Annotated in this window: 33 protein-coding genes and 2 tRNA genes; 18 read left to right on the top strand and 17 right to left on the bottom strand. The window is 63.4% G+C overall.

Annotated features, from left to right (window positions below; translation table 11 throughout):
• Window positions 1–44: 44 nt before the first annotated feature.
• Window positions 45–1,085: a sulfate ABC transporter substrate-binding protein gene (locus ACOCG7_RS19335; protein WP_244744216.1), complete on the bottom strand. Its 1,041-nt coding sequence runs from the start codon at window positions 1,083–1,085 to the stop codon at window positions 45–47.
• A 332-nt stretch (window positions 1,086–1,417) separates the two neighbouring features.
• On the opposite strand from ACOCG7_RS19335, the gene lexA reads away from it, so the two are divergent.
• From lexA to ACOCG7_RS19320, 3 genes are all read left to right on the top strand, one after another.
• Window positions 1,418–2,068: a transcriptional repressor LexA gene (lexA, locus tag ACOCG7_RS19330; protein ID WP_073426835.1), complete on the top strand. Its 651-nt coding sequence runs from the start codon at window positions 1,418–1,420 to the stop codon at window positions 2,066–2,068.
• 63 nt (window positions 2,069–2,131) lie between these two features.
• A complete protein-coding gene (locus tag ACOCG7_RS19325) occupies window positions 2,132–2,476 on the top strand; it encodes a hypothetical protein (RefSeq protein ID WP_073426836.1) in 345 nt (114 codons plus the stop codon).
• Window positions 2,477–2,563: 87 nt separating this feature from the next.
• Complete coding sequence (locus ACOCG7_RS19320; RefSeq protein WP_073426837.1) at window positions 2,564–3,220, top strand: DUF2939 domain-containing protein; 657 nt, start codon at window positions 2,564–2,566, stop codon at window positions 3,218–3,220.
• Between the two features lie 93 nt (window positions 3,221–3,313).
• Here the strand turns inward: ACOCG7_RS19320 and ACOCG7_RS19315 are convergent, their stop codons facing one another.
• Window positions 3,314–3,778: a universal stress protein gene (locus ACOCG7_RS19315; protein ID WP_073426945.1), complete on the bottom strand. Its 465-nt coding sequence runs from the start codon at window positions 3,776–3,778 to the stop codon at window positions 3,314–3,316.
• A gap of 276 nt (window positions 3,779–4,054) precedes the next feature.
• Here ACOCG7_RS19315 and nodI point away from each other — a divergent pair, with 276 nt between their 5' ends.
• The gene (gene nodI / locus ACOCG7_RS19310) at window positions 4,055–4,969 is read left to right on the top strand and encodes a nodulation factor ABC transporter ATP-binding protein NodI (RefSeq protein WP_073426838.1); all 915 of its coding nucleotides are present in this window, start codon (window positions 4,055–4,057) and stop codon (window positions 4,967–4,969) included.
• Between the two features lie 48 nt (window positions 4,970–5,017).
• Window positions 5,018–5,851: an ABC transporter permease gene (locus ACOCG7_RS19305; RefSeq protein WP_083083581.1), complete on the top strand. Its 834-nt coding sequence runs from the start codon at window positions 5,018–5,020 to the stop codon at window positions 5,849–5,851.
• A 66-nt stretch (window positions 5,852–5,917) separates the two neighbouring features.
• Here ACOCG7_RS19305 and ACOCG7_RS19300 read toward each other — a convergent pair whose 3' ends face one another.
• Together ACOCG7_RS19300 and ACOCG7_RS19295 are read right to left on the bottom strand one after the other, a co-directional pair.
• Entirely contained in the window at window positions 5,918–6,340 is a 423-nt protein-coding gene (locus ACOCG7_RS19300) for a hypothetical protein (RefSeq protein ID WP_073426840.1), read from the bottom strand.
• Window positions 6,341–6,824: 484 nt separating this feature from the next.
• Window positions 6,825–7,877, bottom strand: a complete 1,053-nt coding sequence (locus ACOCG7_RS19295) for an NADP(H)-dependent aldo-keto reductase (RefSeq protein WP_073426841.1) — start codon at window positions 7,875–7,877, stop codon at window positions 6,825–6,827.
• 152 nt (window positions 7,878–8,029) lie between these two features.
• Between ACOCG7_RS19295 and ACOCG7_RS19290 the strand changes: the two genes are divergently transcribed.
• The 4 genes from ACOCG7_RS19290 to ACOCG7_RS19275 all read left to right on the top strand — a co-directional run bounded on the left by ACOCG7_RS19290 (window position 8,030) and on the right by ACOCG7_RS19275 (window position 10,115).
• A complete protein-coding gene (locus ACOCG7_RS19290) occupies window positions 8,030–8,242 on the top strand; it encodes a DUF3820 family protein (RefSeq protein WP_027798895.1) in 213 nt (70 codons plus the stop codon).
• Between the two features lie 255 nt (window positions 8,243–8,497).
• Window positions 8,498–8,830, top strand: coding sequence for a hypothetical protein (locus ACOCG7_RS19285; protein ID WP_073426842.1), 333 nt, complete (start codon window positions 8,498–8,500; stop codon window positions 8,828–8,830).
• A 118-nt stretch (window positions 8,831–8,948) separates the two neighbouring features.
• Window positions 8,949–9,950: a tRNA dihydrouridine(20/20a) synthase DusA gene (gene dusA, locus ACOCG7_RS19280; protein ID WP_083083579.1), complete on the top strand. Its 1,002-nt coding sequence runs from the start codon at window positions 8,949–8,951 to the stop codon at window positions 9,948–9,950.
• 89 nt (window positions 9,951–10,039) lie between these two features.
• A tRNA-His gene (locus tag ACOCG7_RS19275) sits at window positions 10,040–10,115 on the top strand.
• Between the two features lie 142 nt (window positions 10,116–10,257).
• Here ACOCG7_RS19275 and ACOCG7_RS19270 read toward each other — a convergent pair.
• Window positions 10,258–11,298, bottom strand: coding sequence for a methyltransferase domain-containing protein (locus ACOCG7_RS19270; RefSeq protein ID WP_244744217.1), 1,041 nt, complete (start codon window positions 11,296–11,298; stop codon window positions 10,258–10,260).
• Between the two features lie 582 nt (window positions 11,299–11,880).
• Here ACOCG7_RS19270 and ACOCG7_RS19265 point away from each other — a divergent pair.
• Window positions 11,881–12,147: a hypothetical protein gene (locus ACOCG7_RS19265; protein WP_073426845.1), complete on the top strand. Its 267-nt coding sequence runs from the start codon at window positions 11,881–11,883 to the stop codon at window positions 12,145–12,147.
• A gap of 159 nt (window positions 12,148–12,306) precedes the next feature.
• Here ACOCG7_RS19265 and ACOCG7_RS19260 read toward each other — a convergent pair whose 3' ends face one another.
• The 3 genes from ACOCG7_RS19260 to ACOCG7_RS19250 all read right to left on the bottom strand — a co-directional run bounded on the left by ACOCG7_RS19260 (window position 12,307) and on the right by ACOCG7_RS19250 (window position 13,280).
• The gene (locus tag ACOCG7_RS19260) at window positions 12,307–12,660 is read right to left on the bottom strand and encodes a glyoxalase superfamily protein (RefSeq protein WP_073426846.1); all 354 of its coding nucleotides are present in this window, start codon (window positions 12,658–12,660) and stop codon (window positions 12,307–12,309) included.
• A 71-nt stretch (window positions 12,661–12,731) separates the two neighbouring features.
• Window positions 12,732–12,974: a DUF6566 family protein gene (locus ACOCG7_RS19255; protein WP_244744220.1), complete on the bottom strand. Its 243-nt coding sequence runs from the start codon at window positions 12,972–12,974 to the stop codon at window positions 12,732–12,734.
• Window positions 12,975–13,082: 108 nt separating this feature from the next.
• Window positions 13,083–13,280 carry a hypothetical protein gene (locus ACOCG7_RS19250; RefSeq protein ID WP_073426848.1) on the bottom strand — a complete coding sequence of 66 codons (198 nt, stop codon included), beginning with the start codon at window positions 13,278–13,280 and terminating at the stop codon, window positions 13,083–13,085.
• A gap of 283 nt (window positions 13,281–13,563) precedes the next feature.
• Between ACOCG7_RS19250 and ACOCG7_RS19245 the strand changes: the two genes are divergently transcribed.
• Window positions 13,564–13,827 carry a hypothetical protein gene (locus ACOCG7_RS19245; protein ID WP_244744221.1) on the top strand — a complete coding sequence of 88 codons (264 nt, stop codon included), beginning with the start codon at window positions 13,564–13,566 and terminating at the stop codon, window positions 13,825–13,827.
• Between the two features lie 36 nt (window positions 13,828–13,863).
• Here the strand turns inward: ACOCG7_RS19245 and ACOCG7_RS19240 are convergent, their stop codons facing one another.
• The 4 genes from ACOCG7_RS19240 to ssuD are packed head-to-tail and all read right to left on the bottom strand — an operon-like array spanning window position 13,864 to window position 17,234.
• Window positions 13,864–14,079 carry a TOBE domain-containing protein gene (locus ACOCG7_RS19240; RefSeq protein WP_073426849.1) on the bottom strand — a complete coding sequence of 72 codons (216 nt, stop codon included), beginning with the start codon at window positions 14,077–14,079 and terminating at the stop codon, window positions 13,864–13,866.
• 46 nt (window positions 14,080–14,125) lie between these two features.
• On the bottom strand, window positions 14,126–15,136 hold the full coding sequence (locus ACOCG7_RS19235) for an ATP-binding cassette domain-containing protein (RefSeq protein ID WP_244744222.1): 1,011 nt from the start codon (window positions 15,134–15,136) through the stop codon (window positions 14,126–14,128).
• Entirely contained in the window at window positions 15,133–16,017 is an 885-nt protein-coding gene (gene ssuC / locus ACOCG7_RS19230; RefSeq protein WP_073426851.1) for an aliphatic sulfonate ABC transporter permease SsuC, read from the bottom strand. Before ssuC ends, ACOCG7_RS19235 begins: the two co-directional genes overlap by 4 nt.
• A gap of 56 nt (window positions 16,018–16,073) precedes the next feature.
• Window positions 16,074–17,234: an FMNH2-dependent alkanesulfonate monooxygenase gene (gene ssuD, locus ACOCG7_RS19225; protein WP_073426852.1), complete on the bottom strand. Its 1,161-nt coding sequence runs from the start codon at window positions 17,232–17,234 to the stop codon at window positions 16,074–16,076.
• 201 nt (window positions 17,235–17,435) lie between these two features.
• On the opposite strand from ssuD, the gene ACOCG7_RS19220 reads away from it, so the two are divergent.
• On the top strand, window positions 17,436–17,603 hold the full coding sequence (locus tag ACOCG7_RS19220) for a hypothetical protein (RefSeq protein ID WP_159442539.1): 168 nt from the start codon (window positions 17,436–17,438) through the stop codon (window positions 17,601–17,603).
• A 157-nt stretch (window positions 17,604–17,760) separates the two neighbouring features.
• The gene (locus tag ACOCG7_RS19215) at window positions 17,761–18,186 is read left to right on the top strand and encodes a hypothetical protein (protein ID WP_073426853.1); all 426 of its coding nucleotides are present in this window, start codon (window positions 17,761–17,763) and stop codon (window positions 18,184–18,186) included.
• 56 nt (window positions 18,187–18,242) lie between these two features.
• On the opposite strand, the gene ACOCG7_RS19210 is transcribed toward ACOCG7_RS19215, so the two are convergent.
• The 3 genes from ACOCG7_RS19210 to ACOCG7_RS19200 form a co-directional block, all read right to left on the bottom strand.
• On the bottom strand, window positions 18,243–19,385 hold the full coding sequence (locus ACOCG7_RS19210; RefSeq protein WP_244744223.1) for an enoyl-CoA hydratase/isomerase family protein: 1,143 nt from the start codon (window positions 19,383–19,385) through the stop codon (window positions 18,243–18,245).
• A 294-nt stretch (window positions 19,386–19,679) separates the two neighbouring features.
• Window positions 19,680–19,964, bottom strand: a complete 285-nt coding sequence (locus ACOCG7_RS19205) for a DUF1488 domain-containing protein (RefSeq protein ID WP_073426947.1) — start codon at window positions 19,962–19,964, stop codon at window positions 19,680–19,682.
• Between the two features lie 140 nt (window positions 19,965–20,104).
• On the bottom strand, window positions 20,105–20,407 hold the full coding sequence (locus ACOCG7_RS19200; protein ID WP_244744224.1) for a hypothetical protein: 303 nt from the start codon (window positions 20,405–20,407) through the stop codon (window positions 20,105–20,107).
• A gap of 266 nt (window positions 20,408–20,673) precedes the next feature.
• Between ACOCG7_RS19200 and ACOCG7_RS19195 the strand changes: the two genes are divergently transcribed.
• On the top strand, window positions 20,674–20,859 hold the full coding sequence (locus ACOCG7_RS19195; protein ID WP_347143150.1) for a hypothetical protein: 186 nt from the start codon (window positions 20,674–20,676) through the stop codon (window positions 20,857–20,859).
• A 113-nt stretch (window positions 20,860–20,972) separates the two neighbouring features.
• Entirely contained in the window at window positions 20,973–21,371 is a 399-nt protein-coding gene (locus ACOCG7_RS19190) for a hypothetical protein (RefSeq protein ID WP_073426857.1), read from the top strand.
• A gap of 38 nt (window positions 21,372–21,409) precedes the next feature.
• On the opposite strand, the gene ACOCG7_RS19185 is transcribed toward ACOCG7_RS19190, so the two are convergent.
• Together ACOCG7_RS19185 and ACOCG7_RS19180 are read right to left on the bottom strand one after the other, a co-directional pair.
• The gene (locus ACOCG7_RS19185) at window positions 21,410–21,742 is read right to left on the bottom strand and encodes a DMT family transporter (protein ID WP_374709854.1); all 333 of its coding nucleotides are present in this window, start codon (window positions 21,740–21,742) and stop codon (window positions 21,410–21,412) included.
• 10 nt (window positions 21,743–21,752) lie between these two features.
• On the bottom strand, window positions 21,753–22,250 hold the full coding sequence (locus tag ACOCG7_RS19180) for a heme-degrading domain-containing protein (RefSeq protein WP_083083573.1): 498 nt from the start codon (window positions 22,248–22,250) through the stop codon (window positions 21,753–21,755).
• Window positions 22,251–22,500: 250 nt separating this feature from the next.
• Here ACOCG7_RS19180 and ACOCG7_RS19175 point away from each other — a divergent pair.
• The 3 genes from ACOCG7_RS19175 (at window position 22,501) to aat (ending at window position 24,075) form a co-directional block, all read left to right on the top strand.
• A tRNA-Met gene (locus ACOCG7_RS19175) sits at window positions 22,501–22,577 on the top strand.
• Between the two features lie 205 nt (window positions 22,578–22,782).
• On the top strand, window positions 22,783–23,328 hold the full coding sequence (locus ACOCG7_RS19170; RefSeq protein ID WP_244744226.1) for an NUDIX hydrolase: 546 nt from the start codon (window positions 22,783–22,785) through the stop codon (window positions 23,326–23,328).
• A 9-nt stretch (window positions 23,329–23,337) separates the two neighbouring features.
• The gene (gene aat, locus ACOCG7_RS19165; RefSeq protein ID WP_244744227.1) at window positions 23,338–24,075 is read left to right on the top strand and encodes a leucyl/phenylalanyl-tRNA--protein transferase; all 738 of its coding nucleotides are present in this window, start codon (window positions 23,338–23,340) and stop codon (window positions 24,073–24,075) included.
• Window positions 24,076–24,119 lie beyond the last annotated feature (44 nt).

Below are 24,119 nucleotides of genomic sequence, written 5' to 3'. Positions count from 1 at the left end.
GTTGCCGCGTCGCTCGGTCGATGCCGTTGCCGGCACCGGCGGTCTTACTGCGGCTGATAGATCGAATCGAATACGCCGCCGTCCGCGAAGTGCGTTTTCTGCGCGTTCGTCCAGCCGCCGAACGAGTCGTCCACCGTGTACAGCTTCAGCTTCGGAAACTTCGAGGTCAACTCCGCCGGCACCTTGTTCGAACGCGGCCGGTAGAAGTTCTTCGCGGCGATCTCCTGGCCCTGCTCGCTGTACAGGAAGTTCAGATACGCCTCGGCCAGCTTGCGCGTGCCGCGCTTGTCGACGACTTTGTCGACCACGGCAACCGGCGGCTCGGCCAGGATGCTCACGGACGGCACGACGATTTCGAACTTGTCCGTGCCGAACTCCTTCAGCGACAGGAACGCTTCGTTTTCCCACGCGATCAGCACGTCGCCGATGCCGCGTTGCACGAAGCTGGTGGTCGCGCCGCGCGCGCCCGAATCGAGCACGCCGGCATTCTTATAGAGCTTGCCGACGAACTCCTTCGCGTTCTGGTCGTTGCCGCCCGGCTGATGCGCGGCATACGACCACGCCGCGAGGTAGTTCCAGCGCGCGCCGCCCGAGGTTTTCGGGTTCGGCGTGACGATCGACACGCCCGGTTTGATCAGATCGTCCCAGTCCTTGATGTGCTTCGGGTTGCCCTTGCGCACCAGAAACACGATCGTCGACGTGTACGGCGATGCGTTGTCGGGCAGACGCTTTTGCCAGCCCTTGTCGAGCAGGCCCTTGTTAGCGAGGGCGTCGATGTCGTAGGCGAGCGCGAGAGTCACGACGTCCGCCTGCAGGCCGTCGAGCACGGAGCGCGCCTGCGCGCCCGAGCCGCCGTGCGACTGCTTGAAGGTGATCGTTTCGCCGGTTTTTGCCTTCCACTCCTTGCCGAACGCCTGGTTGACGTCCTGGTAGAGCTCGCGCGTCGGGTCGTAGGACACGTTCAGCAGCGTCGTGTCGGCGGCGTGCGCCTGCCCCGCGACGCCGAGCGCGGCTGCCGCGCCGAAGGCGAGCGCCGCGATCAGTTTCTTCGTCTTGCCTGCCAGCCCCGTGTGTCGATGGTTCATGCCAACTTTCTCCGCGTTGTGGTCCGTTGAAACGGCGTGTGATGTTGTTTTGCGTCGTCTGCGTGCGGCCACGCGTGCGTGGCGCCAACTGGAGGCCAGTCTATCGAAGGGCTTTCATCATTAAAAATAATGTTTCTTCATTCTTTAATACGCAAAAGTGGTAATGACAGCCAGATAAGGCGTTGCGGCACGAAAACGGGTGTTGGAGCGTCCGGTTCGGACGTTTCCACGACTCCACTTCGTCGCCTGCCCGCACGAACTTAAAGTAAAGCTTGAATTGCGCCGGATACTGTATAAAAATACAGCCACCTGTTCATACATACAGTGGCGCCATGACAAAACTCACCGCACGACAGCAGCAGGTTTTCGATCTGATCCGCCGGGCCATCGAACGCACCGGTTTTCCGCCCACCCGCGCGGAGATCGCCGCCGAACTGGGCTTCAGCTCGGCCAACTCGGCAGAAGAACATCTGCGCGCGCTCGCTCGCAAGGGTGTCATCGAACTGGCGGCCGGCGCATCGCGCGGCATACGCCTTCTCACCAGCCCCGAAGACTCGCCGCACCAGTTCACGCTGCCGCACGCGAGCATCATGCAACTGTCGTTGCCGCTGATCGGCCGGGTCGCCGCGGGTAGCCCGATACTCGCGCAGGAACATATCTCGCAGCATTACGCATGCGACCCGGCGCTCTTCTCGAGCAAGCCCGATTACCTGCTGAAAGTGCGCGGGCTGTCCATGCGCGACGCCGGCATCTTCGACGGCGACCTGCTCGCGGTGCAAAAGCGCAGCGAGGCGAAAGACGGCCAGATCATCATCGCCCGGCTCGGCGACGACGTCACGGTCAAGCGCCTGAAGCGCCGGCCAAACGGTATCGAGCTGATCGCCGAGAACCCCGATTACGACAACATCTTCGTTGAAACCGGCAGCGCGGATTTCGCGCTGGAGGGTATCGCCGTGGGGCTGATCCGCCCCGGAGAGTTTTAACCCGCCCGCTCGCCGGTTCGCCGGATCGCAGCCGCCCCAACGTTGAATCGCCTGGAGAGACTCATGGAACGCCTTGCCCGCCTGCTGCCCTTTCGCCAGTTCGGTCGTCTGCGCCGTCTGCGCAAGCTGGTGCCCTGCTCAGTGAGCGGAGCGCCCGCGGTCAGCACGCCATCGCTGTTCGACTCGCCCGACGGGGTATCGAGCTTGCCGTCGTCGTTGCCCGCCTTTGCCCGCGTGTCGTTGAATGCCGGGTTGAATATGGCGGAGCCGGAGCGGCGCGCACCGGTTCGGGTTTATCACGGGCCGTCGCGGCTCATCATGGTCGGCACCATGGAGGCCGTATGCCGCATGATCGATCGCTGCATCGCTGACGAGGCCAACGTGCACGGCGCCGTATTCGAGTCCTGATCGGCTTTCAGATACCGTTGTCGCGTGGGATCGTTTTTGCGTGGCCACGGTCCACGCTAGATCAAACGCGATGGAGAGTCCCACCCGATGGCAGTTTCGACACGCACGAAGCGCGGCGCCAACCGGCCCTTGATCGTCACTCTGGTTGTGATTGTGGTGATCGCCGCGCTGGGGTTCGTCTACGCGTCGCCGTATATCGCGCTGAATAATCTCAAGCGCGCGGCGGACGCGCGCGACGCGCAAACCGTCAATCAATACGTCGACTTTCCCGCGTTGCGCGAGAGCCTGAAGCAGGAGGTCACAGGCTTGCTGACACGCCGGCTCGACGCGCAGGGCAACGGCAATCCATTAGCCGCGATCGGCGCGATGATCGGCGTGGCATTGATCGGTCCGCTGGTGAACGCTTATGCGACGCCGGACGGCGTGGCGGCATTGCTGAACGGCATGCCGCCGCGCGGCAATCCTGGCGAGCGGCCGCCTGCTCCGCCCGCGGCCAACAATCCGCCCGCAACACCCGCGCCGGCGCCCGTGCCTGCATCGCCCACCGCGGGAGGCTCGGCCAACAGCGCGGCAAACAAGAACGCCGCGCCGCCGCAGCCGCCGGAAACCACGGCGGGCTATCGCGGCCTCAACCAGTTCGTCGTTACTTACCGGCATGGCGCCGGCGACGCACGTTATTCGGCGATCTTCCAGCGTGAAGGCCTGCTCACCTGGAAGCTGAGCGCTGTCAATTTGAATGAGTGATTGTCTGTTCGCATGAACGGAGCTGGAAGAGCAACCGTTTTCCTGTCAGGACCGCACTCGGCCACGCGCCACACTTGCCACACTTCCCGCGCATCAAGCCGCCGCTTGCTGCTGCTCCTGCGCGGAGGAACACGCCACCAGGATGCTGCACGATACGCGGTCGAGCAACGGCGTATTGCCCGCGCCCATCCACCATCGCGACAAACCGGTGCGGCAACGGTGACCGACCACCACGAGGTCCACGTTCAACTCGTTGGCGAGATTCGCGATCTCGTCGATTGGATGGCCGAACGCAAAGTGCCCTTGCGCGGTCACGCCACGCTCGGTGAGCCAGTCCACCCCTTCCTGCAGAATGTCGCGGGCGGTCTTCTCGAAACTGCCGCAGGCCACATCGGTCAGCAGGCCCGCGCTTTGCGCAATGCTCGAACGCATGTCGACCACGGACAACAGATGCGTTTCCGCCTTCAGATCCAACGCCAGGTCGGCGCCGCAACGCAACGCCTTGCGGCCTTCGCGCGAGCCGTCGTAGCACAGCAGGATTTTCTTGTAGCTCGCCATGATTTTCTCCCTACCCGCGAAAAGCGCGGTCTTCATGAATCATGGTGCGCCGCAATTCAGCTTGCAAGGGATGGAAAACGCTAAGTGCGCACCGATCCGGAGCGTGCGGGGTTTTGATCGGGATCGAGGCTGTCTTGCGAGGTTTGCGGCAGTGCAAGAAACGCGCTCGGAACGGCTGCGGGCTCGCCGACGGCAACTCGCCGATGCCCTAGAATAGACGGCCTTCCCGGCCCTTAGCACCATCGGCGAGTTTTTCCCGGAACCTCCATCGATCCCATGCCCGAAGCCCCCATTGAATTCCAGCAGGTCAAGAAAAGCTACGGCGACAAAACAGTCGTCGACGGGCTCTCGTTTCACGTCGATGCCGGCGAATGCTTCGGCTTGCTCGGCCCCAACGGCGCGGGCAAGACCACCACGCTGCGCATGCTGCTCGGCATCGCCGCACCGGATGCCGGCGTGATCCGCCTGTGCGGCGAGCCGATTCCGCGCCGCGCGCGGGTGGCGCGGGCGCGCGTCGGCGTGGTGCCGCAGTTCGACAATCTCGATCCCGACTTCACGGTGCGCGAGAACCTGCTGGTGTTCGGCCGTTACTTCGGACTGAGCGCCGCGCAATGCCGCGCGATGGTGCCGTCGCTGCTCGAATTCGCGCGCCTCGAAAGCAAGGCGGATGCGCGCGTGAGCGAGCTATCGGGCGGCATGAAGCGGCGCCTGACGCTCGCGCGGGCGCTCGTCAACGACCCCGACGTGCTGATCATGGACGAACCGACCACCGGCCTCGACCCCCAGGCGCGGCATCTGATCTGGGAGCGGCTGCGCTCGTTGCTCGCGCGCGGCAAGACGATCCTGCTGACCACGCATTTCATGGAAGAAGCCGAGCGGCTCTGCAACCGGCTGTGCGTGATCGAGGAAGGACGCAAGATCGCCGAGGGCGCGCCGAGCACGTTGATCGCGTCGGAGATCGGCTGCGACGTGATCGAGATCTTCGGTCCCGACCCGGTTGCGTTGCGCGACGAACTGGCGCCGCTTGTCGAGCGAACCGAGATCAGCGGTGAGACGCTCTTCTGCTATGTGAACGACGCGCAGCCGGTGCATGCGCGGCTCAAGCAACGCGCCGACCTGCGCTATCTGCATCGTCCGGCGAATCTGGAAGATGTGTTCCTGCGGCTCACCGGCCGCGAGATGCAGGACTGACGCCGGGCAAATCTGTTACGGCTACAACGACACCGCACGAGACACGCAATGGACGCACGCACTTACGAAACACACGGCAACGGCGACGCACCGTCGAGGCAGGAACCGTTCGCCGCGTTGCCCGCGAACGCCGTGAACTGGATTGCGGTGTGGCGCCGCAACTATCTGGTGTGGAGAAAGCTCGCGATCGCCTCGATGTTCGGCAATCTCGCCGATCCGATGATCTATCTGTTCGGGCTCGGCTTCGGGCTCGGCCTGATGGTCGGACACGTCGACGGCGTGTCGTATATCGCGTTTCTGGCGGCCGGCACGGTCGCGTCGAGCGTGATGATGTCCGCGAGTTTCGAGTCGATGTACTCGGGCTTCTCGCGCATGCACGTGCAGCGCACCTGGGAGGCGATCATGCACACGCCGCTCACGCTCGGCGACATCGTGCTCGGTGAAGTGATCTGGGCGGGCAGTAAGTCGGTGCTGTCCGGCACGGCGATCATGCTGGTGGCCGGCGCGCTCGGCTACGCGAACTTTCCGTCGATGCTGCTGGCGTTGCCGGTCATCGTGCTGACCGGGCTCGCGTTCGCCAGTATCGCGATGGTGGTGACGGCACTCGCGCCATCGTATGACTTCTTTATGTTTTATCAGACGCTGGTGTTGACGCCGATGCTGTTGCTCTCCGGCGTGTTCTTTCCCGCTTCGCAACTGCCCGCCGCCGCGCGTGCCGCGACCCAGGTGTTGCCCCTCGCGCACGCCGTCGATCTGATTCGCCCGGCAATGCTCGGGCGGCCCGTCGAGGACGCGGTTTTGCACGTCGCGGTGCTGGCGGTGTATGCGGTGGGTGGGTTCGTCGTCTCGGCGGTGCTGTTCCGGCGCCGGATGATGAAGTAGCGCGGGGTTATTTCCAACACGGCGGCGGACGGCGCGCTCCTGTCGCCCGCCGCGAATGGACTGTTCTCAGTCCTCGTCGTCCGTCCACGGAATATCCACGTCGGAGATGAACGCGACCGTCGCGAACGGCCCGCCATCCTGGCGGCCGATCTTGCCGTCGGCGCGCTGCCATTCAACGCGAAACACCGTGCCTGGGTCGTCGGCGATCAGCCTGACCGTGCGAAGCTCATCGGGATCCGCCTCTTCGACAGGACCGTCGAGCGAGATCAGCAATTCCTGCGGCCATAGTCCGTCGGCGGGATCGTAAATCTTGTCGCCGTCGGGTATCAGCGTGAACGCCTCCACGCCGATCGTCGCGGAAGCGTCGACGATCATCTTGGCCAATGCACGCAGCAATGCGGTCGCGCGCGCCGAGTTCGCCTGACGAATTGCAAGGTCCCCGCGCGTCAGCGCCTGCTCGAGTTTTGGGTTTGTTTTTTGTTGCGCCATTCGATGTCCTGAGTCCTATCGCTCTGTTGTAGGCGGCACGCCGCATTGATCCGCCGCCGCTCGCCGTTTTTCGGGCTGAATCCTACCATTGGCGTGCATCCCGGCATGGCGATCCGCGCGGCCCGGTCCGACAGCCCGCCCCGTCCACCACAGTTTAGGTCGTGATTCGTGTTCCGGCTTGGGAGATTTGGTTTTGAAGCGCCGGTCGAGCGCGGCGCCTGCAGCAATTCCGATGGTTTGCCGCATGCTTCGCATCGTTTGAAACGGTGCTGGCGAGCTTGATTGCCGCCGTCTGTCCGAAGCCGTGTGCGGTGGCGCGCGAAGCGAAAGATTCGCCGAACGCGATGGCGTTGAAGCAAGGCGCAACCAACCCACGCAACCCCACGCCACATCACTATCCCGGCAACGAGGCCGGGGCACGTTCCGACGACGTTCAGGCGCGTCGCTCGAATCGATCACGAGGCAACGCGCCCAGGCCACTCCATCAAGGCGCCGGGTTCGGCTGCAACTCGTGCAGCGCATCGATTTCCGCGAGCGCCTCAACCGGAAGCTTGACGTCCGCGCTCGCGATGTTTTCCCTCAGCTGATCGAGCGACGTGGCGCCGATCAGATTGCTGGTCAAAAACGGCCGGCTGTTGACGAACGCGAGCGCGAATTGCGCGGGCGACAAGCCGTGACGTTTCGCCAGTTCCACATAACGCGTGGTCGCCTGGATCGATTGCGGCTTGCTGTAGCGTTGAAAGCGCTCGAACAGCGAGATGCGGGCGCCCGCCGGCCGCGCGCCGCCTTCATACTTGCCCGACAGCCAGCCGAAGGCCAGCGGCGAATAAGCGAGCAAGCCGATGTTGTCGCGATGCGCGTATTCGGAGAGCCCCACTTCGTAGGTGCGATTGAGCAGGCTGTACGGATTCTGGATGCTGACGATGCGCGGCAAGCCGAGCTTTTCGGCCGCGCGCAGAAACTGCGCGACGCCCCACGGCGTTTCATTCGACACGCCGATGTGCCGCACCTTGCCCGCCTTCACGAACTCGGCGAGCACCGACAACGTCTCTTCGATCGGCACCGTGTACGCGTCGTCGACCCAAGGGTACGCCGTGCGGCCGAACGTCATCGTGCTGCGATCCGGCCAGTGCAATTGATACAGATCGACGTAATCCGTTTGCAAGCGCGTGAGGCTGTCGTTCAGCGCTTCCGTCAGATTCTTACGGTCGAACTGATTGCCTTCGCCGCGAATATGTCGCGGGTTGTGCGGTTGACGCGCGGGGCCGGCGATCTTGGTGGCGAGCACGATCTTCTCGCGCGCGCCGCGATGCCGCCCGAGCCACGTGCCGATGAAGCGCTCCGTCGAGCCTTGCGTTTCGGCGCGCGGCGGCACCGGGTACATTTCAGCGGTGTCGATCAGGTTGACGCCGTGGTCGAGCGCATAGTCGATCTGCGCATGCGCTTCCTGCTCGGTGTTCTGCTCGCCCCATGTCATGGTGCCGAGGCCGATCAGGCTGACCTGCACGTCGGAGTCGCCGAGTCTGCGGTATTCCATCGAACTTGTCCTGTTGATTTGTATGAACGGAAAGCGCTGACGTTACCACGCCGGCGTCATGCGTGCAGCACGGCTAAAATGCCGTTCGAACAGCGCCAACCGGCTCTGTCGACTCAGCCGCGCTCAATAATTTTTGCGTCGATCTCCCCACGATGAATCCCGAACACCTCGAACTGCTGGTCACGCGCGTGATGCCTTACGGGAAGTACAAAGGCCGTGTGATCGCGGACCTGCCCGGCCACTATCTGAACTGGTTCGCGAGCCAGGGCTTTCCGCCGGGCGAAATCGGCCGGCTGCTCGCCTTGATGCACGAGATCGATCACAACGGTTTGTCGTCCCTCATCGAGCCTTTGCGCAAGCGCTGAGGCGAAGCTTTCGTCTGATGGGAACGTGACAGCGCGCCTAGGGTTGCGGCTCGAAAAATTTAACTAACTGTTACGACGCGGAGAACCGCTGAGGCGCGAAAAGTTCGCGGCCTTGCCTTGCTGTCATGGCGTTGAACCGGGGTGCAGCGATAGTGCACGCCCAATGACGCGCGACGGCGGTAACTTGCGGACACAACCGCCGCTGAACTCTCTTACGCACGATCTTTCTGATCCTTATCCACGAAGGAGAAGATCGTGAGCAAGCTGATTGCATCGACGGCTCTATTGGCTGTAGTGGCGAGTCTCGCGGGATGCGCGGTCGCGCCGGGATATGACTACGCCTACGGTCAATCCTATTACCCCGGCTACGGTTACGCATACGGGCCGCCGTACCAACCGGTGTACGGCACGATAGGCATCTGGGGCGGCTCGTCCTGCTGTTATTACCGCGGCGACGGTGGGCGCTGGCATGGCGGCCACGGTGGTGGCGGCTGGCACGGTGGGAACGGCTGGCACGGCGGTGGATATGGCGGCTCCCACGGCGGAAGTTCATGGAGCGGCGGCGGGCGTGGGGGTCGTTGGCATTGACGCGGCTGGGTCGCGCATCTGGGTCGCTCCGCCAGCGCGATAAACGGATCGGTAAGCGAGCCAGGACATCGGGTGCCTTGCGGTAAAATCGCATTTTGATTCAAGCCGCCTGGCCGCCATGTCTTCAGTTCAAACTCCCAGTCCGCGCCGCGTTTCGGTCGCACCCATGATGGACTGGACGGATCGTCACTGCCGCTCGCTGCATCGCATGATTTCGCGCCATACGTGGCTTTACACGGAGATGGTCACGACCGGTGCGCTGCTCCACGGCGACGTGCCGCGTCATCTGGCGTTTGCGCCGGAAGAAGCGCCGGTCGCGTTGCAACTCGGCGGCAGCGAGCCTGACGACCTCGCCCGTTCGGCCAAGCTGGGCGAGCAATGGGGCTACGACGAGATCAATCTGAACTGCGGCTGTCCGTCCGAGCGCGTGCAGCGCGGCGCGTTCGGCGCGTGTCTGATGAACGAGCCGCAACTCGTCGCCGACTGCGTGAAGGCAATGCGCGATGCCGTGTCGGTGCCGGTAACGGTCAAGCATCGGATCGGCGTCGACGCGGTCGAGGAGTATGGCTTCGTGCGCGATTTCGTCGGCACGATCGCGGACGCCGGCTGCAACGTCTTTGTCGTGCATGCGCGCAACGCGATTCTCAAGGGCTTGAGCCCCAAGGAGAACCGCGAGATCCCGCCGCTCAAATACGACTACGCGTATCGACTGAAGCGCGATTTCCCGCAGCTGGAGATCATCATCAACGGCGGCATCAAGACGCTCGACGAAGTGGAAACGCATCTTCAACACGTCGACGGCGTGATGCTTGGGCGCGAGGCTTATCACAATCCCTATGTGCTGGCCGACGTCGATGCACGCTTTTATGGCTCGGCGCAAACGCCGCTCACGCGCGAGCAGGTCGAAGCGAAGCTGATCGACTATTGCGCGGCTGAAATGGCGCGCGGCACGTATCTCGGTGCAATCACGCGCCACGCGCTCGGCCTCTATCGCGGCGAGGCGGGCGCACGCGGATGGCGTCGTGTGTTATCCGACAGCAAACGGCTGGCTGCACGCGACCTGTCGATTTTCGACGAGGCAAGACAGCATCTGCGCGAGCCAGTCGAAATTTTTGAATAAAGGACTAGGCAAGTCGGATTCTTGTTCGTATAATCTCGTTTCTTCGTCGGCGAGCCATGTTTTTTAGGCAAGCCAAGCAGATGTCAGTGGTGGCTGTAGCTCAGTTGGTAGAGTCCAGGATTGTGATTCCTGTTGTCGTGGGTTCGAGCCCCATCAGCCACCCCAAAGAATTCAGACGCTTCAAAAGTTAGACATTCAAAAGCCGTTCCGGAATATTCGGAACGGCTTTTTGTTTTCGGGAATCTACTCCGGCGCTTCCGCGGCTTTTGTGTTTCTGGTTTCGCCCGGCTCGCGAAGTGGCCTACCCTCACGTGTCGCCGGATACATCGTTTCGCGTCATATGTGAGGAGCGGGTGGCATGCGCCCACCCTAACGGATCACGGCTATATGCCCATTCGGCACTGATGCCGTGGTCGAGATCCAATGGTTCCACGGTAGTTTTCATCGCGCGGATTTCGTCCATCGTATAAGTGCAGTTCGCGGGGTCTCGCTTTTGAGGCGTGGCATCTCCGCACGCGTGCGTTGCGGAATCCGGCATGTCTTTCGCCATCTCAGCCATGCGTCGCCATGACCTGGCAATAAGACGCCGGTCACTTGACGGGCGCAGCGATACAAAGAACTCGAACGTGTACTTCTCCGTGTCGTGGAAGCGGTCGCACGCAAAATCGAGCAATCCGACATCCGCCATTTGCGCCATCAAACGGCCGAACGATTTTGGCGTAAAGACCCAACAGTGCACGTCATGGTATGTACCGTTATCGAGGACGTCCCGCGCTATCTTTACTGCATTCTCGAACGTCTGAAATTTTACGAGTTTGCTAGTTTCAATCTCCCCGTCCCATGCGGCGGCGCAGTCTAGCCGAACTGCGTTCAACAGGAAATCCAGCACGGAATGAGGCTGCGGAACACGGGCTCGCAACAGGAAGCTGTTCACGACATCCGCGAAGCGCGTTTCCTCGCGTAAATAATCGAACGTGAACCGCCTGTCTGGGATCATCAAACGGACTTCGCCGGTGTCTTTCAGAATGCTGCGAAGTTCGGCGAGCCACGTAATGAGGTCGGGCACGTGCTCAATGACGTGCGAGGCGATCACATAATCAACTTTTCGATGATCGACGGCGTCAGCCAGGGTGTTTTCGCCCCATATCGCGTCAACGCGGACGATATTTTCGACATTAACGTTGGGGTCCTGCCTGTATTTTTCGACGAGGCCCTCACGGTCGGTATAGTCGACGTAGAGGATATTCCCGTCATTTCGCTGGATGAACGGTTTGTCGAGCGCGCCGATTTCAATGCCCACCAATTTCGAAACATCGAGATTAAAAAGCAGTTTCTCCCGCCTCTGCATGCCCGATCCCCTTAGATTTTGTTCTAGCGGCAAGTCTAGTTCACTGCGCGAAACCGCGCGCGACAAATGATGAGCGATTTCCGACTTTCAAGGCATCCACCAGGAAAATGGCGAAAAGCAGTGCGGCACATGAGTTGTGTGGTTTTTTATTTTTTATTGAGCGTTGCACCTGTTTAATCGTTTGTCATCGTCGCGCCGAAAAACGCAAACAGCGGAATTTCGCGAACGGCACTGTGAAAACCCGTCGACCCGTTTTTTATTGTTAGGTGATCCGGAATGACAGCCCGATATATGTCTTGGGCATCAGTAACGTTGGCGCGAAGTCCCTCCGATAAACCGCGCTCCCAATCTGGTTTTTCAGGTACGAAAAGCCTTGCCAACCGGGGTCGAAACGCCGCGCAGGCTTGTCGCCCCTGCGCCTGACAGATTATTCCAGTATCGAGAATAGTAATTTCAGATTATCGGCACAAATTTTCGATAGTAGGGGTATACACTGCTCCACATCGACGTTGCAGACACACCTCCCGGCCTCTGTCGCGACGTCTTCCTGAACTGAAGTCGAAACGTTATCGGAGTCATACCATGAAGACCAAGCTCATCGCCGCCCTGTTGGTTGCTGTTTCCGCCTCGATCGCCGCCCCCGCTTTCGCGAGCGGCTACGGCCCGGCGCCGTTCTACCGTCCGTCGGTCGGCGCACCGGCCTCGCAACAAGGCCAGAACGCGCAGACCGTTGCGGCCGAACGCGCTAACGCTGAATCCAATGCTTACGGCGGCGTGCAAAACGTGTCGTCGCAATCGGGTACGCGTGAACCGGTTTCGGGCCCGCAATCGGTGTTCTTCGGCCACTAAGCACGCCTGGCCGATCACTGCCCGCCACGGGCAGTGATTGAAGCGGGCGCCGCGCATGATGAATGCCGGCGCCCGCTTCCGTTTACGCGGCATTGCGCCCGCAACACCGGCGAGCGGCATCGTTACTACGCAGCCCGACTCCGTTCGTGGCGCTCTTGGCTACTCGCAGAACCTGATCCGGTTACCGAACGGATCGACCGTCTCCAGCACCCTTCCCCACGGCAGCGCCTCGACGCCCGGTTTCGCGTACTTGTAGTTCTTGCCCTGAAGTTCGGCATGCAACGCGTCGATGTCCTGCACGGGAACGAAAATCGTCGAACCCGGCGTCGCGTCGCCATGATGCTCGCTCAGATGCAGAACCAGGTCAGAGCGGCGCACCTGGGCGTAGAGCGGAAAATTGTCTTCGAACCGATGTTCCCATTCGACGGTGAAGCCGAGAAAGTCCACATAGAACTCTCTCGCTTTTGCCTCGGAGAAGATACGAATGATCGGGATGGCACGCGCGAGATGCACAGCGCTCTCCTGCAAATGACGACGAGACAGCCAGCTTAATCGAACGCGCCCGCGATTTCACGCACCCGTGCTCAGGTCGCGAGGCCCGCGTCGATCACTTCGCGCGCGGCCTGGAAGCCCGCTTCGGCGGCGGCGTGCTCGGTGGACCATAAGCTGTCGATATGGACGAGCCGCCAGTCGACCACCACCGCGTCGCCCCGCAGCACCCTGAAATGCGCCTTGACACCCGTGAGCACCTGCTCGACCGCGACCTCGATGTCGTAGTCCTGATAGCGCTCCTGGTAATCGCCCACGTCGATGCCTTTCGGCTCCATGCCCGCCTCCTTGTGATTGCAGGCGACGTGACGGCGGCCAAGCCCGTCCAGCCGGCGAGCGTACGGCTCGCGACTTGCGCCGGCCCGCGTCCGCTTATCGCCGACGGATCAATCGCAATCGCCTGACAGATACTGCCGGCCGTTGCAGGTGATCTCGACCTCGTCGTCGCCCGCCTCGGCGACCAGGCCGCTTGCCAGCAATTCCGCCTTGACCGACTGCGCGAACTTCGGCGCGTGCTGTCCGACGCCGACGTCGTTCAGGCGCCGCAACGCTTCGACCGCTTCAGGACTCAATGACTTCGACATGGCCGTCTCCGTCGACTTGTTCAATTCATCCTAGCAAGTTTCGAGGGCGTATGCAGGTGCGGATACGTCGACGCAGCGCGATGGGCATACGCATTGCGTGCCTGTTATCGCTTGGCCGGCGACGCGCTCCACGGCGTGTGTCCCGCGTTATGCCCTGCGTTTGATGCCGTGGGCGCATGAAAACCGCAGCGCGATGCGGCCCGCGCGAATTTTCCTCGCGAGCGCGAGTCGCACGAACGTGGCCGCGTCAAATCCAGCAGGCGGCATGGCAATGGAGGACGAAATGGAGCGAAGCAGATTGACAGCGCTGACCGCGGGCGTCGCACTCGCGGTGTTCGTAGCGAGCGGCGCGACGGCGTTCGCGCAAACGACGCAATCAAAGCAACCGACGCAAAGCGACACCGCCTCGATGGTGAAGCCGCCTGAATCGGCCTCGGGGTCGGGCGGTTCGAGCAATCCGGACAATATGCCGATCAAGCGTCCGCGCCATCCGACCAACGACAAAATGATGCACGAGCCGCCCGCCAGCGGCGCAAACGCGAAGTAGCGCCGGCGCGCGCGGGAGCGGCTTTCGTCAGCGGTTCTACAAACGTGCGATCGACACCTCCGTCGACTTCACCAGCGCGACCACTTCCGAGCCGACCTTGAGTTCGAGTTCGTCGATCGAGCGGGTGGTGATGACCGAGGTGACGATACCGAACGGCGTATCCACATCGACTTCGGACACCACCGGTCCGCGGATGATTTCCTTGACCTTGCCTTTGAACTGATTGCGTACGTTGATAGCGGAAATGCTCATATCGAGTGACTCCAGGAAAGCGATCGAAACGGTCGATCAAGGAAGGTCAGACGGCCCAACGGACGTCTGTCGGCCGCGTGAGACGGCCTTCGTTAACTGCGTCGTACGCACGATAAGACAGCGCGTCGTCGTTCGGCGCGGTCTTCAATACCCGTTGCAACACATGGTCTTCGAGCGCGGCGAAGCCCGCCGATGCGCTCGCCCGCGGACGCGCGAGCGGCACCGGCTGATCGAGCGCGATGCGCCCGTCTTCGATCAGCAAAATCCGGTCGCCGAGCGCCACCGCTTCATGCACGTCATGCGTCACCAGCAGCGCGGTGAATCGATGCTCACGCCACAAGCGTTCGATCAGCGCGTGCATTTCGATGCGCGTCAACGCGTCGAGCGCGCCGAGCGGCTCGTCGAGCAGCAGCAATTGCGGCCGATGCACGAGCGCCCGCGCCAACGCCACGCGCTGCCGCTGGCCGCCCGAAAGCCGCGCGGGCCAATCGTCGGCGCGTTCGAGCAAGCCGACTTCGGCGAGCACGGCGCGCGCGTCCTCACGCGCGCCGCGGCCGAGGCCGAGCATCACGTTTTGCAGCACGGTCTTCCAGGGCAACAGGCGCGCGTCCTGGAACATGATGCGCGTGTCGAGCGGACGGCCATCTTCAGTGCGCTTTTCCAGCACGCCCGAGGTGGACTTTTCCAGACCGGCGACGAGCCGCAGCAAGGTCGATTTCCCGCAGCCGCTGCGGCCGACGATCGCGACGAAACTGCCGCGCTCGATCGACAGATCCAGATCGGACAACACCTTGCGCTCGCCGTACTGCTTGCCGACGCCGCGCAATTGCACTGAATAGTCGGCGCGACGGCGCGCGTCGTCGCGCGCGAGCGCCCCCGCCGGGGGCAACCGGCCCGCGTGCTCGCGACCCTGCTTGAGATCGCGCACCTGATCCGCGCGCTCGAAGCTCGCGGCTTCGCCGGCGTCGTGATCGACGGTGCGCGGCTGTTCCAGTTCGGCTTCCAGATCACTGCCCGCGATGCCGCCGAACGACGCCGACAATGTCGTTGCGCTCATACTTTCGCTCCTCGTTGATAAGCCGGGTGCCAGCGCAGCGAGACGCGCTCGAGGCTCTTCGCCAGCACGTCGGCGAGCTTGCCGAGCGCCGCGTACAGCAGAATGCCGACCACCACCACATCGGTTTGCAGGAATTCGCGCGCGTTCATCGTCATGTAGCCGATGCCCGACTGCGCGGAGATGGTTTCCGCGACGATCAGCGTGACCCACATGAGCCCGAACGCGAAGCGCACGCCGACCAGAATCGACGGCAACGCGCCCGGCAGAATCACGTGCCGGTATAGCGCGAAACCTCTCACGCCGTAACTGCGCGCCATTTCGATCAGATTGGCGTCCACCGAACGGATGCCGTGAAAGGTGTTCACGTAGATCGGAAAGAACACGCCGAGCGCAACCAGGAACAGCTTGGCTTCTTCCTCGATGCCGAACCACAGAATCACGAGCGGAATCATCGCGAGCGCGGGGATGTTGCGCACCATCTGCACGGTCGAATCGAGCGCGATCTCGGCGGGCTTGAAGAGCCCCGTCGCGAGGCCGAGCACGAGTCCGATTCCGCCGCCGACCGCGAAGCCCGATACCGCGCGCCACGTGCTGACCTTCACGTCGGCCCACATTTCACCGGACTGAACCAACGACCACGCGGCCTTCACGACCGCGAGCGGTTCGGGCAGAACGCGTGTCGACAGAATCCCGCTGCGCGCGGCAAATTCCCACGCGAGCAGAATCGCGAGCGGCGCGAGCCAGGGCGCGAGATGCGCGCCGGCGCGGCGCAACACGTCGAGAATCCCGCGGGCATTCGCGGCCGAGCTTGGGTCCGCATTCGCACGCGCATTCGCGCCAACGCCGCCGCCTGCATCGGCATTCAAACTGGATTGAGCCATGATCACTTTCCTCATTGCTTATCGATGAGCATCGCCGCCGTCGGCGGCACGCGCGCTCAACTGGAACTCGCCGCCTTCGGCAGATAGTTGTTGCCGACGATCTCGCCGAACGGCCCCGACAGCGGTCCATTCGAAGTCTTGCTTTGCCGGTTCGGCAGCAGCGGAAACACCAGCTCGGCGAAGCGATACGACTCTTCCAGATGCGGATAGCCCGACAGAATGAACGTCTCGATGCCGAGGTCCGCGTATTCCTTCATGCGCGCGGCCACCTGCTCGGGATTGCCGACCAGCGCCGTGCCCGCGCCGCCGCGCACCAGCCCCACGCCCGCCCACAGATTCGGATACACCTCCAGTTCGGCGCGCCCGCCGCGCTTGCCGCCGTGCAACGCGGCCATGCGGCGCTGCCCTTCGGAATCCATCTTCGAGAACGAGGCCTGCGCGCGTGCGATGGTGTCGTCGTCGAGCTTGCTGATCAGTTGGTCCGCGGCGGCCCACGCTTCTTCCTCGGTCTCGCGCACGATCACGTGCAGACGAATCCCGAACCGGATCGTGCGGCCGCGTGCCGCGGCGCGCGCGCGAATGTCGGCGATTTTCCTCGCGACGGCCGCGGGCGGTTCGCCCCACGTCAGATAGGTATCGATATGGTCGCCCGCGATGTCGTGCGCCGCCGCCGACGAACCGCCGAACCACAGCGGCGGATGCGGCTTCTGCACCGGCGGATACAACGCCTTGCCGCCCTTCGAGCTCAGATGCTTGCCGTCGAACGCGATCGCGTCGTTGGTATGCGAAGCGGCAAGCAGCTTGCGCCAGATGTGCAGGAATTCGTCGGTGATTTCATAGCGCGTGTCGTGATCGACGAACACGCCGTCGCCTTCCAGTTCCGCCGCATCGCCGCCGGTCACGACGTTGATCAGCAGACGCCCGTTCGACAACCGGTCGAAGGTCGCCGCCATGCGCGCGGCGAGACCCGGCGACGAAAGGCCCGGACGGATCGCCACCAGGAACTTCAGGCGTTGGGTCGCGGCGATCAGGCTCGACGCGACGACCCATGCGTCCTCGCACGAGCGGCCCGTCGGCAGAAGCACGCCTTCGTAGCCGAGCGTATCGGCGGCGATCGCGATCTGCCGGAAGTAGTCGTAATCGGCTGCGCGTGCGCCTTGGGACGTACCGAGATAGCGACTGTCGCCGTGAGTCGGAATGAACCAGAACACATTCATTTGCTGCTCCTGCCTGTTCGAAACTGCGTTGATTGGAGACGGTGCGTGAAGCGCCCGCGCACACGCCGGCCGCGCGCATCCCGCCGGCGCGCGGCCGGGTGAAGCAGGCGCAAAGGAGACGGAAGTGCCGCGCCTGGCGCGGCTTGGCGGCTTGGTATTGCGGCTTAGTATCGGCGGCGCGACCGCGAACGCGCGTGCGCCGTGGCGCGGCTGAAGATCGGCATCAGACAGGACATCGCGACGGCTTCCCTCGACAGAGACGTGCGCGTCATGCGCGCGATTAAACGGGCGACGGCGGCAAACGCCGTCTGCATGGAGAAACAGTCTATGGATCGGGCCGCGGCTTTTGAACGATTTTTTTTAGCTTAGGTTTTCCACTTCCGTGATTAGCCCGACGCTAAAGCATACGGATGTTGCGCTCGATGCACGCGGGAAAGCGGGTACCCATAGATATAATGGCGCACGTTTCCAATAATCCGGTACAGGCCATGCGAACCGCACCGCTTGTACCCTGGCGGTGCAATGCATGCAAAAACTCATCCTGCCGTTCGTCGCCGGTTTTCTGGCATCCCTCTTCTTTCATGAATCGACGCTGGCGCTGCTGCACGCAGCCGGGCTGATCGATCCGACCGGGTTTTCGACCGCGCCGTTTTTGCCGCTCGGTTTGCCCGAATTCATCGCCAACGCGATCTGGAGCGCGTTCTGGGCCGTGCTGATGGCGTGGCTCTTGCGCATCGCGCCGGAGAGGCGCGCGCCGTGGGTGCCGGCCTTCGTGTTCGGCGGCGTCGCGCTGACGGCGGCGAGCGTGTTCGTGGTCGATCCGCTGCGCGGCATCTGGCCGAGCGGCAACATGCTGCCGCGCCTCGCGGTGGGTTTCGCGGCGAATGCGATGTGGGGCTGGGGCGCGCTGGTGTTCATGCGCGCGTTCATGGCAAGCGAGTACGACGACTGAGCGGGCCGAGCGGACCGAACGTCAATGTCGAAATAACGCCGAAATAACGCCGAAACCTAACCGCGCAATTCGCGCAGCGGATGTTCGTTGGCCGGCCACGGGCTTTCGAACATTTTCTCCACCTCGGCGGCGCTCACGTCTTCGATACGATCGAAACGCCAACGCGGCGCGTTGTCCTTGTCGATGATGCGCGCGCGAATCCCTTCGATCGTATCGCCATGCAAGAAGCATGAGCGCGTCAGATCGAGATCGCCGCGCAGCACGTCGGCCATCGAACCCTCGGCGCGCGTCACCACTTCCAGCGATACCGCCATCGACAACGGCGAGCGTTCGCGCAACACGGCGATCGTTTGCTCGGCCCATTCGGCGGCATCGGGATCGGCGTCGCCATCGCGCGCCCGTTCGAGCGAAGCGAGAATCCGCGCGAGTTCGGGCAACGCGAAATGCCGGTCGATCAACGCGCGCGCGTTGGCGAGCGGCGACGCGTCGGGCTCCGGCACGACCCGATGCGCGGACGTCTCGCGCTCGACGCACGCCACCACGTCCGCGCCTCGCTCGAACAGTTCGCCGCGCAAGGTGTCGACTAGCGCGGGCAACGCCGCGTCCTCGATGTAGGTGTCGGCGAGACCCGCATAAAGCGCGTCGGCCGCGCCGATCGCCTCGCCGGTTACCGCGAGATAACGGCCGATCGCACCCGGCGTGCGGGCCAGAAACCAGCTCGCGCCGACATCGGGAAAGAGCCCGATGCGGGTCTCGGGCATCGCCATCTTCGTCGAATCGGTGACGACGCGCAGGCCGCCCGTGCGGTGCGCGCCTTGAGAAATGCCCATGCCGCCGCCCATCACGACGCCGTTCATCAACGCGATATACGGCTTCGGATACGTGAAAATCGCGTGATTCAGCCGGTATTCCTCGATGAAAAACGTGTCGCGCGGGTCCTGCTCGCCGCGCTGCGCCGACTCGTACAGGAAGCGCACGTCGCCGCCCGCGCAGAACGCGCGCGGGTGCTGGCTGCGCACCACCACGGCGAGCACGTCGGGATCCTCGCGCCATTGGTTGAGCGCCGCGTGCATCGCGCGAATCATGCCGGTGGAGAGCGCGTTGAGCGCCTTCGGCCTCTCCAGTTCGATGAAGCCGATGCGGTTGGCTACGTAAGTCGCGATTTCGTCGCTGACGGCGGGCGAGGTGGAAATGGACATGGAGTGCTAGGCGGGCTGGCGCGAAGTGAATTGGGATTGAACGTTATCACGCACTCGATGATTTGACCTTGGCGGCGGGTTCGGCGGCCTGGCGGTTATGCGGTTATGCCGTTCTGCAGCCGTCCCGATGTCGGTTCTTGCCGGCGTTCCGGCGGACTTTGGATCGACGGCTAGGTCAGCGGAGCGTTGCCCGTGCGCCGCCCGTTTGCTCGGCCGACATGCTTGCTGCCAACGACCTGCCAACAACGTCCCACCAGGCGTTGGATGCGACGCATGAAATCGCATCGGGCCCGCTCAACCCGCCGCGTTACCCGGCGGAAAGTGGCCGCTCTTGAGCAGCACGGGCGTGCCGTTGCTGATCTGCAAGTGCTCGCGCGCCACTGCCTCGATACGCCGACGCCCGGCGTCGAACGCACGCATCCAGCCTTCGGGATCCTCGGAGTAGGCGCCGAAGTGATCTTCGAGCGCTTCGACCGAAATGGCGCACGGCACCGTTTCGCCGTCCACCAGCGCGGGAAACACAACGGTCAGATTGGAGTCGCGGTAAGCAGGTGCGTCCGCGGGAAACCGAATTTCCATGGTCGCCTCATCAGAAGTATCCGGCAGGAAACCGGCGCCGGCGAGAACCGGCCGGCTCCGGACAACCCCGATATGGTACTCGCGCGGCCGGACCTAGGTCCAGCCTGGCGGGGCGTCCTGCTCGACCTCACGCGCCGCCATCAATGGCCTCCGAGCAGACGGTCGACGTAATCGCGCGCGGCCTGTTCGACGAACGCAAGCGCTTCTTCCTCGCTGCCGAAGCGCTGTGCGTCGCCGAGTTCGAGCAGGGTTTCGATGCGATGCGGATCGTCCGGACCGAGTTCGGCGAGACTCACCGTGCCGACGTAGGTGCCGCTCCTGGCGGCGCCCTTTGCGTCAACGCCGACGCCGGCGCCCGTGGCCGGCGCGTCGGCCGCGGGCACGAGACGCGCGGCGGCGCTGATGTAGTAGCCGCGATAAGGGCCACTGACCCGTTCAGCCATGTTCGCTCTCCTCGTTGTGTGTATCGCTTTGTGTGTGATAAGCGGACGCTGCCGCCGTAGCGCATCGAGCCCGCGTGAATCTGAACGGGCCGTTGCATGCATGCGCTCGCGGCAGGTCAATCAGTAAGGCGCGCCTCAAGGCGATAAGTTCTGCGGCCTGCATGCGGTGACGGCGTCAGCAAGCCGACGACCCGTTGCGAGCGGCGCGAGACGCCGATTCGCACTTGTTCGGCATGCGCCGGTCGAACGGACTGTCGGCATGGTCCATGCTGAAGCAGTCACCCGGTTTCGAGTCCAGCGAGCGCAATATGGGAAAATATTTTCTGCGGAACCACGAATTACCGGAGCAGGAGGCGGCGAACGCATGGTTTGCTTATGCGGAAAGCCACGGCATCGACATGTCGAAAGCCATCGGCATCTGGAAAGACGCCGCCACCGAAAACGGCACGTAAAGCCGTCGACTGGTCGGCGCGGCGGGCACCACGATCGACATGCCCTAGCCGGGCAGGCGCACTCTCTGTGTACCTGGCGGGCCGCGATCTCTCTTTGAAAGGAAAACATCACGATGCATTTCATGACGCACTTGGGCCTCGTTGTCCGCGCCGGCCGCTTGCAGCGACTGCGAGCCAGCGTAGCGCTCGCTCGGGTCCGCCGGGCGTCCCGGTTTGCCGCCCTGCCCGCCGCTGTTTTGCTGGCAACGGGGCTTGGCGGCTGCGCATCGTCGAACACCACTTCGCTGATCAACCTGCCGAACGGCCAGACAGGATTCGCCGTGAACTGCAGCGGCGCCGACGCCGCTTCCAGCTGGGCCTCGTGCTACGTGCAAGCCGGCAACGCCTGCGGCGCGACCGGCTACGACATCGTGTCGAAAGACAACGACGAAGGCGGCATGGCGGGCGGCAGCATCACGAACGTCGTGTCGGCCAACGTGAAGAACCGTTCGATGATCGTGCGCTGCAAATAACGCCGGGCGCGTTCATGCAGGCTCATGCAGGCGACGATTCAATGCGCCTGCATCTTTGAAAACATGTTCAGCACCGCGACGCCCGAAATGATCAGTCCGAGTCCGATCACGGCCGGCACGTCGGGCACCTGGCGATACAGCAGCAGCGCGACCAGTGTTATCAGCACGATGCCGGCGCCCGACCACACCGCGTAGACGATGCCGACCGGAATGCTCTTGAGCGTGAGCGACAGGCAATAGAACGCGACGCCGTAGCCGAGCACGACCACCGCCGACGGCACGAACCGCGAGAAGCCCTCCGACGCCCGCATCGCCGAGGTCGCAATCACTTCGGCAACAATGGCGATGCCGAGCAACGCATAAGGAGGCACGCGCATCGCCTCAGGCCTTTGCAAGCGCGAGCTTGCCGTAGTCGAGGCCGAGGTGCGCGCACAGCGCTTCCACCACCAGTTCGTGATCGGCCCGCTGCGGCAGACCGGACACCGTGATCGAGCCGATCACGCCGGCGCCCGCCACCGTCAAGGGAAACGCGCCGCCGTGCGACGCGTATTCGGTGGCCGGCAAGCCGTGCTTGTCGGCGAGCGTGCTGCCCGCCAGTTGCATCTTCAGGCCGATCGCGTACGAACTGCGCCGGAAATGCGCGACCGTGTTGCCCTTGCGGCGCGCCCAGTCGACGTTGTCCGGCGTCGCGCCGTCGAGCAGACTGAAGAACAGCGGCTGACCGAAGGTGCGCACGTCGATGGCGGCCGCGATGCCGCGCGCCTTGGCGACTTCGTGCAGATAGGCGCCGACCTGCCATGCCCGGTCGGCGTCGAATCGTGGGAACACCAGCGCGTGTTCCTGAGCGGTAATCACCTGCAGATCGTGAGCGATGTCCATGAGGTTCGAGCAAGGAAAGAGTTGGAGCGTGCGCCGGCAATGAAGGCCTGGGGGCGCCGCGCGAAAGAGAACCCGATTCTAGCGCAGCCCCTTGCGACGGCCTGCCCGCATGCGACGCCCGCCGTGCGCGCCGCGACTTCGAAGCGCGACGCAGACTGACCGCCAGCGGTGCGCACTCACGATTGAAGCCGGCTCTTAAATAGCTATTGCACGGCCATCCGCATTGTTCTATAATCTTTTCTTCGACGGACGCGGGGTGGAGCAGTCTGGCAGCTCGTCGGGCTCATAACCCGAAGGTCGTAGGTTCAAATCCTACCCCCGCAACCAAGTGTCTCGAAACGTCGAAAACAACATTGAAGGCTTGCCCAACCGGCAGGCCTTTTTTGTTTTCCGCCGCCATTTCGCCGCGTTTCGTCGCGATGTTTCTTCACGGTGCCGCGCTCGCCACCGCATCGCCAACCCGGCCATCGCCGAGGTCAGAAAACCCCCGTCCCGGTGATAAACTCCTATCACCCTTTCTCGTCCCCTTCCTATGAAATTCTGTTCTGTCTGCGGCCAGGGCGTCAGCCTGAGCATTCCGCCGGGCGACAACCGCGAGCGCTTCGTCTGCGGCGGTTGCGGCACGGTGCACTATCAGAATCCGCGCAACGTGGTCGGCACCGTCCCGGTGTGGGACGACAAGGTGCTGCTGTGCCGTCGCGCGATCGAACCGCGCTACGGCTACTGGACGCTGCCGGCAGGCTTCATGGAAATGGGTGAAACCACGGCCGAGGCCGCCTCGCGCGAAACGCTGGAAGAAGCCGGCGCGCGCGTCGAGGTGCAGAACCTGTTCTCGCTGCTGAACGTGCCGCACGTGCATCAGGTGCATCTGTTCTACATGGCGCGGCTGCTCGACCTCGACATCGCCGCCGGCGAGGAAAGTCTCGAAGTGCAACTCTTCGAGGAACACGAAATTCCGTGGGACGAGATCGCCTTCCCCACCGTCGGCCAGACCCTGCGTTTCTTCTTCGCCGACCGCGCCGCCGGCAGCTTCGGCCTGCACACGGGCGACATCTTCCGCTCGCTGCGCGAAGGTTGAGCGGCGCGCATGGTTCCCTGGCTCGGACCTGACGATCCGTTCCCGCCCGTCGAGCGTGCGCTCGGCGCGTCGAGCGGCGCACCGGGCCTGCTTGCCGCGAGCGGCGACCTGCTGCCGTCGCGCCTCATCGACGCCTACCGGCGCGGCATCTTCCCTTGGTACTCCGACGGTCAACCCGTGTTGTGGTGGAGCCCCGATCCCCGCATGGTGCTCGTCCCCGCCGAATTCAAGGTATCGCCGTCGCTGCGCAAGACGCTCAGGCGGGTGTTGCGCGACGACGCCTGGGAGATTCGCGTCGACCATGATTTCGCCGCCGTCATGCGCGCGTGCGCGCAGGCGCCGCGACGCGGACAGCGCGGCACCTGGATCACCGCGGACGTGGTCGAGGCGTATTCGTCGCTGCATCGGATCGGTGATGCGCACAGCATCGAAACGTGGTTCGAGGGCAAGCGCGTGGGCGGTTTGTATGGCGTGTCGTTCGGCAAGATGTTCTTCGGCGAATCGATGTTCGCGGACGTCACCGATGCGTCGAAAATGGCGCTGGCCGCGCTTGTCGGGCACTTGCGCCGTCACGAAATAGAAATGATAGACTGCCAGCAGAACACGTCGCATCTGGCGTCGCTCGGCGGTCGCGAGATAGCGCGCAAGGCGTTCATCGCGCATGTTCGCGCGGCTGTTGAGGCACCGCCGATTCCATGGCGTTTCGACAAGACCGCGCTGCTCGATGTGCTCGCGCGAGCGGCGTAGGAAGATCAGGCCGAATCCGGATTCGCCGCCCATCGAGCCGCGGA

It is taken from the genome of Paraburkholderia sp. DD10 (assembly GCF_049177125.1).
Lineage (GTDB): Bacteria > Pseudomonadota > Gammaproteobacteria > Burkholderiales > Burkholderiaceae > Paraburkholderia > Paraburkholderia terricola.
This window is presented reverse-complemented; position numbering and strand designations above follow the sequence as displayed.

Bases quoted from the DNA above. Each gene is read 5' to 3' on its own strand.
- ACOCG7_RS19335 (WP_244744216.1), bottom strand. From the start codon at position 1,085: ATGAACCATCGACACACGGGGCTGGCAGGCAAGACGAAGAAACTGATC.
- lexA (WP_073426835.1), top strand. From the start codon at position 1,418: ATGACAAAACTCACCGCACGACAGCAGCAGGTTTTCGATCTGATCCGC.
- ACOCG7_RS19325 (WP_073426836.1), top strand. From the start codon at position 2,132: ATGGAACGCCTTGCCCGCCTGCTGCCCTTTCGCCAGTTCGGTCGTCTG.
- ACOCG7_RS19320 (WP_073426837.1), top strand. From the start codon at position 2,564: ATGGCAGTTTCGACACGCACGAAGCGCGGCGCCAACCGGCCCTTGATC.
- ACOCG7_RS19315 (WP_073426945.1), bottom strand. From the start codon at position 3,778: ATGGCGAGCTACAAGAAAATCCTGCTGTGCTACGACGGCTCGCGCGAA.
- nodI (WP_073426838.1), top strand. From the start codon at position 4,055: ATGCCCGAAGCCCCCATTGAATTCCAGCAGGTCAAGAAAAGCTACGGC.
- ACOCG7_RS19305 (WP_083083581.1), top strand. From the start codon at position 5,018: ATGGACGCACGCACTTACGAAACACACGGCAACGGCGACGCACCGTCG.
- ACOCG7_RS19300 (WP_073426840.1), bottom strand. From the start codon at position 6,340: ATGGCGCAACAAAAAACAAACCCAAAACTCGAGCAGGCGCTGACGCGC.
- ACOCG7_RS19295 (WP_073426841.1), bottom strand. From the start codon at position 7,877: ATGGAATACCGCAGACTCGGCGACTCCGACGTGCAGGTCAGCCTGATC.
- ACOCG7_RS19290 (WP_027798895.1), top strand. From the start codon at position 8,030: ATGAATCCCGAACACCTCGAACTGCTGGTCACGCGCGTGATGCCTTAC.
- dusA (WP_083083579.1), top strand. From the start codon at position 8,949: ATGTCTTCAGTTCAAACTCCCAGTCCGCGCCGCGTTTCGGTCGCACCC.
- ACOCG7_RS19270 (WP_244744217.1), bottom strand. From the start codon at position 11,298: ATGCAGAGGCGGGAGAAACTGCTTTTTAATCTCGATGTTTCGAAATTG.
- ACOCG7_RS19265 (WP_073426845.1), top strand. From the start codon at position 11,881: ATGAAGACCAAGCTCATCGCCGCCCTGTTGGTTGCTGTTTCCGCCTCG.
- ACOCG7_RS19255 (WP_244744220.1), bottom strand. From the start codon at position 12,974: ATGGAGCCGAAAGGCATCGACGTGGGCGATTACCAGGAGCGCTATCAG.
- ACOCG7_RS19250 (WP_073426848.1), bottom strand. From the start codon at position 13,280: ATGTCGAAGTCATTGAGTCCTGAAGCGGTCGAAGCGTTGCGGCGCCTG.
- ACOCG7_RS19245 (WP_244744221.1), top strand. From the start codon at position 13,564: ATGGAGCGAAGCAGATTGACAGCGCTGACCGCGGGCGTCGCACTCGCG.
- ACOCG7_RS19240 (WP_073426849.1), bottom strand. From the start codon at position 14,079: ATGAGCATTTCCGCTATCAACGTACGCAATCAGTTCAAAGGCAAGGTC.
- ACOCG7_RS19235 (WP_244744222.1), bottom strand. From the start codon at position 15,136: ATGAGCGCAACGACATTGTCGGCGTCGTTCGGCGGCATCGCGGGCAGT.
- ssuC (WP_073426851.1), bottom strand. From the start codon at position 16,017: ATGGCTCAATCCAGTTTGAATGCCGATGCAGGCGGCGGCGTTGGCGCG.
- ssuD (WP_073426852.1), bottom strand. From the start codon at position 17,234: ATGAATGTGTTCTGGTTCATTCCGACTCACGGCGACAGTCGCTATCTC.
- ACOCG7_RS19215 (WP_073426853.1), top strand. From the start codon at position 17,761: ATGCAAAAACTCATCCTGCCGTTCGTCGCCGGTTTTCTGGCATCCCTC.
- ACOCG7_RS19210 (WP_244744223.1), bottom strand. From the start codon at position 19,385: ATGTCCATTTCCACCTCGCCCGCCGTCAGCGACGAAATCGCGACTTAC.
- ACOCG7_RS19205 (WP_073426947.1), bottom strand. From the start codon at position 19,964: ATGGAAATTCGGTTTCCCGCGGACGCACCTGCTTACCGCGACTCCAAT.
- ACOCG7_RS19200 (WP_244744224.1), bottom strand. From the start codon at position 20,407: ATGGCTGAACGGGTCAGTGGCCCTTATCGCGGCTACTACATCAGCGCC.
- ACOCG7_RS19195 (WP_347143150.1), top strand. From the start codon at position 20,674: ATGCTGAAGCAGTCACCCGGTTTCGAGTCCAGCGAGCGCAATATGGGA.
- ACOCG7_RS19190 (WP_073426857.1), top strand. From the start codon at position 20,973: ATGCATTTCATGACGCACTTGGGCCTCGTTGTCCGCGCCGGCCGCTTG.
- ACOCG7_RS19180 (WP_083083573.1), bottom strand. From the start codon at position 22,250: ATGGACATCGCTCACGATCTGCAGGTGATTACCGCTCAGGAACACGCG.
- ACOCG7_RS19170 (WP_244744226.1), top strand. From the start codon at position 22,783: ATGAAATTCTGTTCTGTCTGCGGCCAGGGCGTCAGCCTGAGCATTCCG.
- aat (WP_244744227.1), top strand. From the start codon at position 23,338: ATGGTTCCCTGGCTCGGACCTGACGATCCGTTCCCGCCCGTCGAGCGT.